Here is a 13,825-nt window from a genome sequence, read left to right on the forward strand (position 1 = left end):
TTATGGTTTTAACTCAGTTAATGGTTGTCCGTTAACGGTTACATTTTTCAAAGTCACATTTTTCATATAATCCACTTTATAAGGGATCTGAACGCCAACCATTTTAGCATTAATCATTGTGAAATCTGTTACCGGAGAAGATTCGTAAGCATCAGAAAATACAGCATATTTTCCACCTTTGTCAACGGTTAGATTTTCCACCCAGATATTTCTCATTGTCGGAATATGATTTCCTGGCTTTTCGTAATGCATATTGAAACGAACGGCAGCTTCTTTATAAGCACCCACTTTTGTATTGTAGAAAAATACATTTTCGATGATTCCGCCACGGCTTGAACTGGTTTTAATTCTCAACGCACGATCAAGATTTTTACTGTCCATTATATTTCCGATAGCATAAATATTTTTAGCACCGCCTGCAATTTCGCTTCCGATTACGACTCCACCGTGACCGTCTTTCATTTCGCAGTTTTCGATGATGTGGTTTTCGGCATGTCTTCCGATGTCTCTTCCATCCTCATCTCTTCCGGATTTGATGGCGATACAGTCGTCTCCAGTGTCGAAATATGAATCTTTAATCCAAACATTTTTACAAGCTTCAGGATCGAAACCGTCATTGTTTGGTCCGTGACTGATAACTTTTACTCTTTCAATTAAAACATTTTCACACAGAACAGGGTTCAAATTCCACATTGGAGAATTTTTTACCAAAACATCCGCCATGTAGAAGTTTTTAGACTTGTAAGGCTGAACGAAATTGGGTCTTAAATAATAACCATCTCCAAAAATTCTTTCTCTTGCAGGTTTTCTCTGTGCCATATATTCGTGAAGTTTCGCACGGGCAGGATTTTGTCTTCCCGGACGAGTTTCGTTGTAACCGTATTTTGTTGCACCACACCAGAACCACCAGTTATCCAAATCTGAATTTCCGTCTAAAGTTCCTTTTCCGGTCACGGCGATATTCTCTTCTTCGTAAGCATAGATTAAAGATGAATAGTTCATACATTCCATTCCTTCCCAACGTGTGAAAACGATAGGGTAGTCGTTGCTGTCTTGGCTAAAAAGAATCGTAGAACCGTCGCTTAAATGAAGATTGACATTAGATTTTAAGTAAATGGCTCCCGTTAGGAAAACTCCACTTGGAACGACAACTCTTCCGCCACCTTCTGCATTACATTTTTCGATTGCTTTTTTGAAAGCTTCTGTATTTTTCGTTTTTCCGTCTCCAACTGCTCCGAAATCTGTGATTAAGTAATCAACTTTTCTGAATTCCGGTTTTTTGATCTGCTTTTTTAAAGCCTGAATTTCTTTTAAAGGTTGTTTTGCGGAAGTCCACGGCTTATATTGAGCCGATAACGATATCGATAAAGCGAGAGTAAGAGTTAGGGCAAGTTTTATCATAATGTCAGTGAATATTTAGGTTTAAAGAAAGATAGTTTAGGATCATTCTTTTATTAATCGCAATCTAAATTAATTGTTATAAAGAATTATCCTGCACTGTCGGCGTATTTTGATTTTGTAATCGATTGCGCAATTTAGGCATAATTAAGGTTTAGAAAAATAGTAATTTTTTCTTATTCTAAATATTAATAGATCTTATAAAATTCAGCCAACGGATTTTGCTGATTCATTATAAAGAAAAAGCACCATTAGAAATCTAATGATGCTGTTAGGTTTTCGTGTTTTTACCTTAGCGATTTGCGGTATAAATTGTTTTTCGTTTGTGTATTAATCAATCTTTTACCACTGCTTCATTATGTATTCTGAAGCATTGAAACTGAGGGATCGAAATTTGAAATTCTGATTGTTATTGCTTTGAATCTGAATTATTTTTTTTCGTTTCTTCAACCTTACTAGTGTTTAAATATATATAGAATGGTTTAGTTTGGTGCAAATATATAAAAATTAAGACACTAAATAGTGTCTAAAATAATAAAATTTTTCTTAAACTTGTATATTGAATGTTTAATGATGGAAAGAAAACCAGCAGCAGGCAGTATCCGCAACAAAGAACGAAGTAAAAAAAAGTTTTTGGATGCAGTAGGAAAAATCCTGAAAACGAAAGGCTACGCCGCATTAAAGATAAATCACATCGCAGCTACGGCTGGGGTTGACAAAAAAATGATCTATACCTATTTTGGAGGTATGGACGGGTTGCTAGACGAATATATTCGCTCTCAGGATTACTGGAGCAATCTGACGTCTGATAAGGTGATGCCTGAGGTAGATGATGGCGGAAGAAAAATCATCGAAGGAATGTTACAAATGCAGTATGAGTACGTGCATAGCAACAAAGATGCACAGAAACTTTTGCTTTGGCGTTTGGCAGAATCCCGAAAAGCTTTACGAAAAATGACAGATACTCAGGAAGCCAACGGAGAGTATATTTTTAAAAATATTGCAGATCCGCATTTTGGAAAACATTCTGAGGAATTTCGGTCGGTGATGGCCATTATGGTTGCCGGACTTTATTATTTGAACATGTATTCTTCGGTGAATGGGGAAACTTTTTGCGGAATTAATCTTACTACTTCCGAAGGTCGCGATCACATAAAAAAAGCAATTTCTTTTATGACGCAGATGTCTTATGAAAATTTGTAGATTAAAATGATTATTCATTTTTTATTATAGAAATTACCTAAATTTGCATCGTGAACATTTTGAGACTTTTGCTTACAATTTACTTTTTGGTGTTGTCATTGATGCCATGTGGTGATATACATGCGCAGTCTCCAACGGTGGATGAGGTTTTAAAAGTAACATTTCAGACAGATAATCATTCTAAAGATAAGACCGATGTTTGTTCGCCATTATGTTCATGCAACTGCTGCCAGATTACGGTAGCTTCTTTTAAAGTTGAACCCATTATTTCATTTCCGGAGCAGGTTCACAGCTATTATTCAAAGAAAATTCTTTTTCAGAAAAACGATTTTGCGTATTTGGTGTACGACCAGATTTGGCAACCCCCTAAAATTTAATTTTTATTGATTGTAATTGAAGGCTAATGTCTTTCATTAATTTGTTGTGGAAATTTTGCAATACCGTTGCAATGTATTCCATTCATTTTTGTCGCTCTTAATTTTCATTATTTATAGATGAAATGAGTTCGATTTTCAATAAAAATTAAATCTAATGCTAGATAAAATCATAAAATTTAGCATCAAGAATAAAATTGTCATTGGTATAATGACCTTGATGTTGATTATTTGGGGGACTTGGAGTGCCACCAAATTACCTATCGATGCCGTACCTGACATCACAAACAATCAGGTACAAATAATCACCGTTTGCCCAACGTTGGCAGGTCAGGAAGTAGAGCAATTGGTTACTTTTCCTATCGAACAGAGTATTGCCAATATTCCTGATATCGAAGAAACCCGAAGTATTTCAAGATTCGGACTTTCCGTGATTACAGTAGTTTTCAAAGAAAATGTAGATATTTATTTTGCCCGTCAGTTGATTAGCGAACAGTTAAAACAGGCTTCCGAAGAAATTCCAAAAGGAGTAGGAACCCCTGAAATGGCTCCCGTAAGTACAGGCTTGGGCGAAGTATATCAATATATTCTTCATCCGAAAAAAGGAAGTGAAAAAAAGTATAGCAGTAAAGAACTGAGAACCATGCAGGACTGGATTGTGCGCAGACAGCTCAACGGAACGCCAGGAGTTGCAGAGATTAACAGTTTTGGTGGGGAATTAAAACAATATGAGGTCGCCATCGATCCGAATCGCTTGAAGGCAATGGGGATAAGCATCAGCGATATATTTACGGCCCTTGAAAAAAATAATCAGAACACAGGTGGAGCTTATATTGATAAAAAACCAAACGCCTATTTCATCCGTGGTATTGGAATGGTGACTTCGATTGAAGACATTAAAAATATTGCGGTAAAAAATGAAACAGGAAGTGTTCCTATTTTCATAAAAGATTTTGCAAATGTTGGTCTTGGTCATGCCGTTCGTTATGGAGCTTTAACGTATAATGGTGAAGTAGATGCTGTTGGCGGTGTTGTGATGATGCTGAAAGGAGCCAATAGCAATGAAGTGGTTCAACGTATTAAAGATAAAATTCCGACGATCCAAAAATCGCTTCCGGCTGATGTGGTGATCGAACCTTTTTTAGACCGAACAGATTTGGTTGGAAGAGCCATAAACACGGTTGAAAAAAACTTAATTGAAGGAGCGTTGATCGTTATTTTCGTTCTGGTTCTTTTCCTCGGGAATTTCAGAGCAGGATTAATCGTGGCATCAGCCATTCCGCTTTCTCTATTGTTTGCGTTGGGAATGATGAATGTTTTCGGAGTAAGTGCCAATTTAATGAGCTTAGGAGCAATCGATTTTGGTTTGATTGTAGATGGTGCTGTGATTATTGTTGAAGCTACCTTACATCATTTAGGCTTAAGAAAAACCAATAAAATCCTCACGCAATCTGAAATGGATGAAGAAGTTTTTCTTTCGGCATCGAAGATCAGAAGTAGCGCAGCTTTTGGAGAAATTATCATCTTAATCGTTTATATTCCGATCTTAACTTTAGTTGGTGTTGAAGGGAAAATGTTCACGCCTATGGCAAAAACAGTCGTATTTGCCATTTTAGGAGCATTGATTTTATCATTAACCTACATTCCGATGATGAGCGCTTTATTTTTGTCTAAAAAACCTTTACACAAAGAGAATTTTTCTGATAAAATGATGAATAAGCTTCAGAAAATCTATCAGCCATTATTGGAAAAAGCTTTAAAAATAAAATATGTGCTCGTCGGAGGAACGGTTGCATTGTTTGCGATTACTGTTTTAATTTTCAGTAGAATGGGAGGTGAGTTTATTCCTCAGCTGCAGGAAGGCGATTATGCTTTTCACTGTATTTTGCCACAAGGAAGCTCTTTAAGCCAAAGCATTGAAACTTCGATGCAGGCTTCAAGAATTATCAAACAGTTTGATGAGGTTAAAATGGTTGTCGGAAAAACCGGAGCAGCCGAAGTTCCAACCGACCCGATGCCGCCGGAAGCCACGGACCTGATTGTTGTTTTAAAACCTCAAAAAGAATGGAAAACAAAAAAATCCTACGAAGATTTAGCTGATGAAATTTCCGAAAAGCTGGAAACAATTCCCGGAGTTTTCTTTGAGAAAAACCAACCGATTCAGATGCGTTTTAATGAATTGATGACAGGAATCAGACAGGATGTTGCTGTGAAAATCTTTGGTGAAAACTTAGATTCCCTTTCTGTATACGCAGACAAGACGGCAAAGATTATTCAGTCGGTTCAGGGAGCAACTTCACCACAAATTGAAAGGATAAGCGGGCTTCCGCAGATTAATGTGGAATACGACCGAACCAGAATGGCGAATTACGGATTGAATATTGAAGATGTGAATAATGCCGTAAGCACCGCTTTTGCAGGACAGTCTGCCGGTCAGGTCTTTGAAAATGAAAGACGGTTTGATCTGGTGGTTCGTTTAGACAGTTTGCATCGAACCAATATTGATGATGTCAATAATCTGATGATTTCAACCAATTCTGGGGCTCAGGTTCCGCTTTCTCAAGTGGCGAATATAAGTTATAAACTGGGACCTGCTCAAATCAGCCGTGAAGCGGGAAAAAGAAGAATTGTGATTGGTTTTAATGTAAAAGACCGTGATGTGCAAAGTGTTGTTGAAGAAATTCAACAAAAACTGGATTCACAAGTGAAATTGCCTTCCGGATATTATTTTACCTATGGGGGGCAGTTTGAAAATTTAAAAGCCGCCAGCGAAAGATTGATGATTGCTGTTCCGGTTTCATTGTTGCTGATTTTCATGTTGTTGTATTTTACTTTTCATTCATTCAAACAAGCTGCATTGATTTTCACCGCTATTCCGATGAGTGCGATTGGGGGAGTTTTTGCCTTATTGTTGAGAGATATGCCGTTCAGTATCAGTGCCGGAATCGGGTTTATTGCCTTATTTGGAGTTGCCGTTTTGAATGGAATTGTTTTAATCGGAACTTTCAATCAGCTCGAAAAAGAAGGCGAAACAAATATTTTAAAGCGAGTTTTAGAAGGAACTAAAACAAGATTAAGACCTGTTCTTATGACAGCAACCGTCGCTTCATTAGGATTTTTACCAATGGCGATTTCCACGGGTGCGGGCGCAGAAGTTCAGAAACCTTTGGCAACTGTGGTTATCGGTGGATTGGTGACGGCTACTTTTCTGACTTTGTTTGTGTTGCCGATGTTGTATATTATTTTTAATTCTACTATTAATTTAAAAAAAATTGCATCTAAAGCAGGAACAACGGTGGTAGTTTTAGGATTTTTATTTTTGGGATCAATGTTTAAAGCACAACAGGGAAAACCTATACCCATCGAAGAGGCACTTCAAATGGCTTTAACCAATAGTGACTTAATGAAGTCTAAAGATTTAGATTTAAAATCATCTGAAGCATTAATGTCTACAGCAAAAGAACTCCCGAAAATGAATGTTGATGCTCAGTTGGGGCAATATAATTCTAAGAAATTCGACCAATCTTTTTCTATTTATCAAACCATTCCGTTTCCGACTTTGTTTAAAGCAAAAAAAGAATTGATTAATGAGGAAATTAAAGGAAAGCAAATCAGCAAAGAGATTTCTGCAAATGAACTGGCAAAGCAGGTGAGAACGTATTATTATCAGATTGAATATTTGCAGTATAATCAATCAAAATTGGAGAATCTGGATAGTTTGTATAATGATTTCATCAGAATTGCAACGGTGAGATTTAAAGCGGGAGATATTAAAAAGATTGAAATTAATACTGCTGAAACCCAGAAAGGTGAAATTAATCTATTGCTGAAGCAGAATGAAGTGTATTTGATGAATGCTTATAAAAATTTTAAAACAGTTTTAAATACATCTGAAGATTTGGCTGTTCCGTTTGACTTAAATTACCAACCTTTAAAAGTAAGTGATATATTAGACAGTTCAGCGATTGCAAAACACCCTTCTATACAAGCTTTTTATCAGGAAATGGAGATTGCGGAAAAGAATAAAAATGTTGAAAAATCGCAAGGACTTCCGGAATTTACGATCGGGTATACCAATCAATCTTTGATCGGTTTTCAGACTGTGAATGGGATGGAGCAGTATTTTAACGGAGGAAACAGATTTCATTCGGCGACCGTCGGCGTTTCCATTCCTCTCACTTTTGGAGCAACAAAAGCAAGAATGCAGTCGTTTGATTATCAGAAACAAATGGCAGAATCGAATGCGAAATTTCAGCAAAAACAACTGGAAGCTCAGCTCGAAAATGCTTTCAGCCAATATCAGCAGAATGTAAAACAATATGAATACTATATGAATCAGGCGATTCCTAATGCTGAAAAGATTACCAAAGCCGGACAATTAGGCTATAAAACCGGAGAAATCTCTTATGTAGAATATCTTTTCGCATTACAGACGGCTACCAATATTCAGTTGAAATATCTGCAGTCTATTCAGCAGGTGAATGAATCTGTCGTTACTATTAATTCAATTATCAATCAATAAAAATGAAAATCAAAAATAGCATCCTTTCTTTAATTCTGGTTAGTATTTTAGCAGTTAGCTGCGGAAAGAAAGGCTCCACAGAAGAAATTCAGGGAGAAGTAAAAACTGAACAGGCGGAAGGAAAACATGAAGAAGCGCCGAAAACCATCGCGGAATTAACTGATGAACAAATGAAGTCAGTCGGTGTAACATTGGGAACCATCGAAATGAAAGAATTAACCTCAACTATCAAAGCTAATGGATTATTGCGGGTTCCTAATAACAATAAGGCAACGGTTACCTCTTTGTATGGAGGAATAATTAAAACCATTAATTTCCAGATTGGCGATTTTGTAAGGAAAGGTCAGGTTTTGGCGACCGTCAGCAATCCGGAATATATTCAGCTTCAGGAACAATATCTTACGGTAAACAGTAGAATTTCTTTTGCAGAACAGGAGTTCAGAAGACAAAAGGAGCTTTTTGACAACGATGCCGGAGCTAAAAAGAATCTTCAAAGTGCCGATGCGGAACTGAAAAGTCTGAGAACGCAGAAAGCTTCTTTACAAAGACAGCTTCAGATGATGGGAATTAGTCCGGGAAGTGTAAACAACGGAAATCTAAAATCGGGTCTGGTTATTACAGCTCCAATCAGTGGAACGATCAGCAATATTAATGCGCAGATCGGGAGCTATGTTGATATTTCGTCTCCGGTTTTGGAAATTATTGATAACAAATCGATTCATCTTGATTTACAGGTTTTTGAAAAAGATTTGCCTAAAATGAAAGTGGGGCAGATTGTTCATTTTAAACTAACCAACAATCCTGAAACAGAGTATGATGCCACCATTTACAGCGTAGGATCGACTTTTGAAAATGAAAGCAAAACGATTTCCGTTCATGCCAATGTAACAGGGAATAAAACTGGCTTGATTGACGGAATGAACATCACTGGAATTGTAAGTCTTGATAAAAGTACAACACCAGCCATTCCTAATGAGGCTATCGTAGAAGCAGACGGAAAATATTATGTTTTTGTGCAGACCGATAAAAAACCTGATGAGCATGAAGAGGAAAATAATGAGAGCCATGAAAAAGAAAAGCCTAAAAATCAATCAAAAACAATGAATTTTGAAAAGGTTGAAATTATCAAAGGCTCAACGGATATGGGCTACACAGCCATTACTTCTGTAGGAAATATTTCTCCGAATGCTAAAATTGTGGTGAAAGGCGCCTTTTTCGTAAATGCAAAACTGACCAATTCAGGAGAGCATGAGCATTAGAATTGTATCTGATATATTTTGAAAGATAATCTTCATCGTACATTTTTAAAATATCTTGATTAATGAGAGCGGACTTTTAGTCCGCTTTCTTTATGTCTTTGTGATTAATTTGAGATGGTTTAAACTTAAAAAATAGGCTTGTAGATAAAGAAGATGACACTGGTTTTATTTTAGTACTAAAAAATAATTGATTATCATTCGTGGATTCGTGGCGTGAAAACACATCATTTCCTCTCCAATCTCTCCAACCTCTCCAAAATTTCCCCAAGAATATTCTTCTTTTCCGCTAAGGAAATATAGCCAACTATTTTATAAAATTCGGCTTGCGGTATTTCTTTTTCTGTAATTTCAGAATAATATGTAAGATTTCCGTCAATATGAGCGATAAGAGTTGAGAAAGGTTCTTTACTTTTGTTAGTCTTGTTCAAAAACAAAATATCACCATACTGATAATTCGATAAAAGACTATTGCCTTCAGAGAATTCATATACTAAATCTATATTTGCTAATATTTTTTGCAGTTTTGTAGTGTTTGGATCATTATTTAAAACCACATTTGGCAAATGATCTGCTGCAAACATTATATGATCGATATCTGAACCGCTTGCTAATTGATTAACCTGTAATGTTTCTGTTAATAAATTATGTAAATCTAAATTGAAGTAATCTGCTACTTTTAATAAGGTTTCTATTTTGGGTTCTGCTCGTCCTTCTTCATAAGAGCTGATTACCCCTCTGTTAAGTTCAAAAAGGTCTGCAAATGCTTTCTGGCTAAGCCCTCTTACCTGTCTTATCTTCTTTATATTAGTTCCGAAAAAGCTCATTAGTCTAATCTTTTTTGCAAATATACAGCAAATGAATGAAATTTATTGCTAAAAATATTTGCATTTTGAAAATTAAAATTCTATATTTGTGAAACAGAATTAGTAATAAACATGGATGCTTATGAGAAATCAAATATTTAGAAGAGTTAAAGAATGGCTGTTAGATAGTGGTTTTAATATTACTTTAGATGATGAAGCCAGAAGAATTCTTATCATTGAGAAAGAATCGCACGGAATCAAAAATATGATCCTTATCGTCTCGGATTCTATCCTTATTATGGAGCAATTTCTTTTCGAGGTTAAAAATCCGACTGAGAAAATATACAAAACCCTTCTTCAGAAAAACAGAGATATTGTACACGGTGCTTTTGTTTTAGACAATACCGGAAAACGCGTGATCTTCAGAGATACGCTACCGACTGATAATATGGCACAAAACGAGGTTATGGCCTCTATCAATTCTTTGGGAATTCTTGTCGGTGAATTTACCAATGAAATGATCGAAATGAGTAAGTAATTCCACTAAAAATATTTAAAATGAACATTTTCAAAAGATTAGTAAATATAGGAAAAGCAGAGCTTCATTCTGTGATTGATGATTTCGAAGACCCTATAAAATTAACGGAGCAAGGAATCAGAGAGATGAAAGAACAGCTTGCTGAGAAAATTGAGGCATTGGCACAACTGAAAGCATTGTCTATCCGTAAAAAAAATGAAGCGGAAGCAGAAGAGTTATCGGCTAAAGAGTATTATAAAAAAGCAGTGCTGTTGGTTCAAAAAGCAGAAAATGGAGAGGTTGATGGCGCAGAAGCAGATCGTTTGGCAAAAGAAGCATTAAAAAAACAGGCTGCCGCTCAGGAGAAGGTAGCTTCTTTGAAAGAGGAATCTGAAAAGCTTCACGGAGATTGCGATAAAATGCAGGGGAATATCGATTATCTGAAAGCGAGTATTTCTAAATGGGAAACAGAGCTTAAAACATTAAACGCCAGAGTTCAGGTAAGTGAAGCAACCCGCGATATCAATCAGAAAATGACCCAGATAGATACAGGCGGAACGGTAAGTATGCTGGAGAAGCTGAAAGAGAGAGTGATACAGCAGGAAGCCGAAGCGGAGGCTTATCTGGAGATTTCCAAAGCAGGAAAATCAGTGGATGAAGAAATTGATGCTTTGGTGAAGAATGAGGAGACAGAAGCAGGAGATGCTTTACAAAAACTAAAAGAATCACTTAAAAAAGGCTAAAGAATGACCTTTCAGGAATTTTTACATATTGCGTTTTCTCCCGTAAATACGGTTCTGAGCGTGCTTTTGACACTGTCAGTCATTTACTGGATTTTTACCATGCTTACAGGGTTGGATATTGATGTAGGAATAGATTCTGACATAGATGTCGATACGAATATAGACGCTCCGGACGGCCATATTCATATTTCGGACGATCCTTCTGCCTGGGCGCATTTTCTCAAATTCCTGAATCTGGATATTGTTCCGATGACCTACTTTCTTACCTTGGTTCTTTTACTTACTTGGTTGGGGTCTATTTACCTTAATGTTTTTATTTCGTTGCCCACTTGGGCAGAAGCATTAATGGTTGTTCCGTTGTTGATCGTGAGTTTGTTTGTAACGAAACTGATTTTAAAGCCACTCAATCCTTTTTTCAAAGAAATCAATCATAAGGGAGAAAGATCTCACGATTTTCTGGGAAGAGAGGGAAGGTTAAAATCTACTATTGAAGGCGAAAAGATCGGGATGATGGAAGTTTTCATCGGAAGCGATCCTATGATCCTGATGGTGAAAAGCAACAACGGAAAAAAGCTTGAACACGGAACGCGGGTGATGATTGTAGATGAAGAGCCGGGAAGAAAATTCTACGTTGTAGATCATGTTTTTAAATTTTAAAAACCAATGTCATGTTTTCTCTTTTTATGCTCATTCTGAACTATATTTTATCATTTCTTTAAATTTTTAACCAAAAAAAACACATTAATATATAAACTATTAAATTATGAACATACCTTTAATTGTCGGAATCATTGTTGTTGTAATTGCTACGGTAGGGCTCATTTTCTGGGTACTGTCGATGTACAAAAAAACTGTTCAGGGAATTGTAATGCTTAGAACAGGATACGGAGGCACAAAAGTATTTTTTAATGCCGGAATTGTAATTCCTGTGATCCACCGTATGGAATCTATGGATATTTCAGTTAAAAAGCTTGAAATTTCCAGAGAAGGAAGGGCTGGATTGATTTGTAAGGATAATATGAGAGCCGATATTCAGGTGGCTTTCTTTATCAGAGTAAATAAATCGGTGGATGATATTGTGAATGTGGGTCAAACAATTGGTTGCCAAAGAGCATCGGATACCAATACTTTGCGCGAGCTTTTTGAAGCTAAATTTTCAGAAGCCTTAAAAACAGTTGGTAAAAAATTTGATTTTACCGAATTATATGAAGCAAGAAGCGAATTTCGTCAGGAAATTTTAGATATTATCGGAACAGACCTGAATGGTTACGTGTTGGATGACTGTGCGATTGATTATCTTGAACAGACTTCTATTGATAAATTAGATAAAGACAATATCTTAGATTCTGAAGGGATCAAGAAGATTACAGAATTAACCGCCACTCAGAATATTAAAGCCAATCAGGTTCGCAGAGACGAGGAAAAAACAATCACCAAACAGAATGTAGAAGCCCGTGAAGCCATTCTTGAATTGGAAAAACAATTGGCTGAAAAAGAAGAGTCTCAAAAAAGAGAAGTTGCCAATATCAGAGCGCGCGAAAATGCAGAGATCTTAAAAGTGGAAGAGGAAGAACGTCTGAAATACGAATCCGTAAGAATTGCTACCGAAGAAAAATTGCAGATTGCAGAAGAAAATAAATTACGTCAGGTGGTTATTGCTGCTAAAAATAAAGAACGCGCCGATCTTGTAGAAACTGAAAGAGTACTGAAAGATAAGGCGCTTGAAGCAACAGAAAGAGAAAGAATCGTTTCTTTGGCGCAAATCGAAAAAGACAAAGCGATTGAACTCGAAAAGAAGACCATTCAGGATGCGATTCGTGAGAGATTGACAATGGAAAAAACGGTTGTGGAAGAGCAACAGGGAATCAAAGATCTTGAAGCTTTTAAAACCGCTGAAAGAACAAAGCAGGTGGAAATCACGATGGCGACTCAGGAAGCGGAGAAAAAATTAATTCAGGAAACAAAAGCCGCAGAATCCCGCAAATTGGCAGCCGAAAAAGATGCTCAGAAATATGTCATCGAAGCTCAGGCAAAAAGAGATGCCGCTGAAAAAGAAGCAGAAGCTCGCAAGATTATTGCAGATGCCAAAGCAAAAGAAGAGGCAACGGTAGGTTTGTCTGAAGCTCAGGTAATGCAGGCGAAGGCAGATGTTGCCGAAAGACAGGGAATTGTGGAAGCGATTGTTATCGAGAAAAAGGCAGACGCGATCAAGAAGGAAGGTATTGCTCAGGCTGAAGTTATCAAAGAAAAAGCATTGGCAGAAGCTGCCGGAATTACCGAAAAAGCCGAAGCAATGAAAAAGCTGAATGATGCAGGAAAAGAGCACGAAGAATTCCGTTTAACATTGGCTAAAGAAAAAGAAGTGGAATTGGCACAAATTTCTATCCAGAAAGAGATTGCAGACGCTCAGGCATTGGTATTGGCAGAAGCATTCAAATCTGCAAATATCGACATCGTTGGCGGTGATAACACATTCTTTGACAACGTGATTCGTCAGGTTTCTGCAGGAAAAGGAATTGATAAATTCATCAATCACAGTGAAAATGCCCAATTGCTGAGAGATAATTTGCTGGATGGTAATGAAAATATCATCAGCAAAGTAATGAGAATGGTGAATAAATACAATATTTCATCAGAAGATATTAAAAATATGAGCGTTGCTTCATTGATATTTAAATTGAATGGCGTGGCAGATCAAAATGAAAAAGGAATTCTGCATAGGGCTTTAGATATGGCCAAACATTTAGGAGTAGATCAAAAGCCTTTGCAATAACCATTGGAGAACCATTGAACTCAACATAAACATCAGTAAAACTCTCATGGTCGGTAGCGGATTTTCGCGAAAACTTTGAGAGTTTTTTTAACAAAAATTTTCATGAAATTCAGAATTAAAACTAATAAAAATTTTTGCGGTCTTAGTTAAGTGAAACGCCTTTGTGAACTTAAAAACATTCAGTATAAAAAAAATCTTTGCGGGCTTTGCGTTAAAATCCAATTAGTTTAAAA

At 36.6% G+C, this 13,825-nt stretch carries 10 protein-coding genes; 8 read left to right on the forward strand and 2 right to left on the reverse strand.

Features of this window, described 5'->3' with window-relative positions; genetic code table 11:
- Entirely contained in the window at positions 1-1,401 is a 1,401-nt protein-coding gene (locus tag ABEG63_RS12940; protein ID WP_346585325.1) for a glycoside hydrolase family 28 protein, read from the reverse strand.
- Between the two features lie 567 nt (positions 1,402-1,968).
- On the opposite strand from ABEG63_RS12940, the gene ABEG63_RS12945 reads away from it, so the two are divergent.
- The 4 genes from ABEG63_RS12945 (at position 1,969) to ABEG63_RS12960 (ending at position 8,756) form a co-directional block, all read left to right on the forward strand.
- Positions 1,969-2,601 carry a TetR/AcrR family transcriptional regulator gene (locus tag ABEG63_RS12945; protein WP_267431560.1) on the forward strand — a complete coding sequence of 211 codons (633 nt, stop codon included), beginning with the start codon at positions 1,969-1,971 and terminating at the stop codon, positions 2,599-2,601.
- A gap of 50 nt (positions 2,602-2,651) precedes the next feature.
- Positions 2,652-2,978 (forward strand): DUF6660 family protein, encoded by a 327-nt coding sequence (locus ABEG63_RS12950; protein WP_346585326.1) that lies wholly within the window; start codon positions 2,652-2,654, stop codon positions 2,976-2,978.
- Positions 2,979-3,132: 154 nt separating this feature from the next.
- Positions 3,133-7,497, forward strand: a complete 4,365-nt coding sequence (locus tag ABEG63_RS12955; protein ID WP_346585328.1) for a CusA/CzcA family heavy metal efflux RND transporter — start codon at positions 3,133-3,135, stop codon at positions 7,495-7,497.
- 2 nt (positions 7,498-7,499) lie between these two features.
- Complete coding sequence (locus tag ABEG63_RS12960) at positions 7,500-8,756, forward strand: efflux RND transporter periplasmic adaptor subunit (protein ID WP_346585330.1); 1,257 nt, start codon at positions 7,500-7,502, stop codon at positions 8,754-8,756.
- A gap of 224 nt (positions 8,757-8,980) precedes the next feature.
- Here the strand turns inward: ABEG63_RS12960 and ABEG63_RS12965 are convergent, their stop codons facing one another.
- Entirely contained in the window at positions 8,981-9,580 is a 600-nt protein-coding gene (locus tag ABEG63_RS12965) for a helix-turn-helix transcriptional regulator (RefSeq protein WP_346585332.1), read from the reverse strand.
- 121 nt (positions 9,581-9,701) lie between these two features.
- Between ABEG63_RS12965 and ABEG63_RS12970 the strand changes: the two genes are divergently transcribed.
- The 4 genes from ABEG63_RS12970 to ABEG63_RS12985 all read left to right on the forward strand — a co-directional run bounded on the left by ABEG63_RS12970 (position 9,702) and on the right by ABEG63_RS12985 (position 13,592).
- Complete coding sequence (locus ABEG63_RS12970) at positions 9,702-10,097, forward strand: YbjN domain-containing protein (RefSeq protein WP_267402762.1); 396 nt, start codon at positions 9,702-9,704, stop codon at positions 10,095-10,097.
- Between the two features lie 20 nt (positions 10,098-10,117).
- Positions 10,118-10,819, forward strand: coding sequence for a PspA/IM30 family protein (locus tag ABEG63_RS12975; protein WP_346585333.1), 702 nt, complete (start codon positions 10,118-10,120; stop codon positions 10,817-10,819).
- Positions 10,820-10,822: 3 nt separating this feature from the next.
- Positions 10,823-11,476 carry a hypothetical protein gene (locus ABEG63_RS12980; protein WP_346585334.1) on the forward strand — a complete coding sequence of 218 codons (654 nt, stop codon included), beginning with the start codon at positions 10,823-10,825 and terminating at the stop codon, positions 11,474-11,476.
- Between the two features lie 106 nt (positions 11,477-11,582).
- Positions 11,583-13,592 (forward strand): flotillin family protein, encoded by a 2,010-nt coding sequence (locus tag ABEG63_RS12985; RefSeq protein WP_346585336.1) that lies wholly within the window; start codon positions 11,583-11,585, stop codon positions 13,590-13,592.
- The last annotated feature ends 233 nt before the right edge of the window (positions 13,593-13,825 follow it).

Origin of the sequence: Chryseobacterium sp. C39-AII1, from assembly GCF_039672645.1 — a bacterium.
Classification (GTDB): Bacteria; Bacteroidota; Bacteroidia; order Flavobacteriales; family Weeksellaceae; genus Chryseobacterium.

What these genes read in the sequence shown, in the direction of transcription:
- ABEG63_RS12980 (WP_346585334.1), top strand. Translation starts at nt 10,823, where the DNA reads ATGACCTTTCAGGAATTTTTACATATTGCGTTTTCTCCCGTAAATACG.
- ABEG63_RS12960 (WP_346585330.1), top strand. Translation starts at nt 7,500, where the DNA reads ATGAAAATCAAAAATAGCATCCTTTCTTTAATTCTGGTTAGTATTTTA.
- ABEG63_RS12940 (WP_346585325.1), bottom strand. Translation starts at nt 1,401, where the DNA reads ATGATAAAACTTGCCCTAACTCTTACTCTCGCTTTATCGATATCGTTA.
- ABEG63_RS12955 (WP_346585328.1), top strand. Translation starts at nt 3,133, where the DNA reads ATGCTAGATAAAATCATAAAATTTAGCATCAAGAATAAAATTGTCATT.
- ABEG63_RS12985 (WP_346585336.1), top strand. Translation starts at nt 11,583, where the DNA reads ATGAACATACCTTTAATTGTCGGAATCATTGTTGTTGTAATTGCTACG.
- ABEG63_RS12970 (WP_267402762.1), top strand. Translation starts at nt 9,702, where the DNA reads ATGAGAAATCAAATATTTAGAAGAGTTAAAGAATGGCTGTTAGATAGT.
- ABEG63_RS12965 (WP_346585332.1), bottom strand. Translation starts at nt 9,580, where the DNA reads ATGAGCTTTTTCGGAACTAATATAAAGAAGATAAGACAGGTAAGAGGG.
- ABEG63_RS12945 (WP_267431560.1), top strand. Translation starts at nt 1,969, where the DNA reads ATGATGGAAAGAAAACCAGCAGCAGGCAGTATCCGCAACAAAGAACGA.
- ABEG63_RS12975 (WP_346585333.1), top strand. Translation starts at nt 10,118, where the DNA reads ATGAACATTTTCAAAAGATTAGTAAATATAGGAAAAGCAGAGCTTCAT.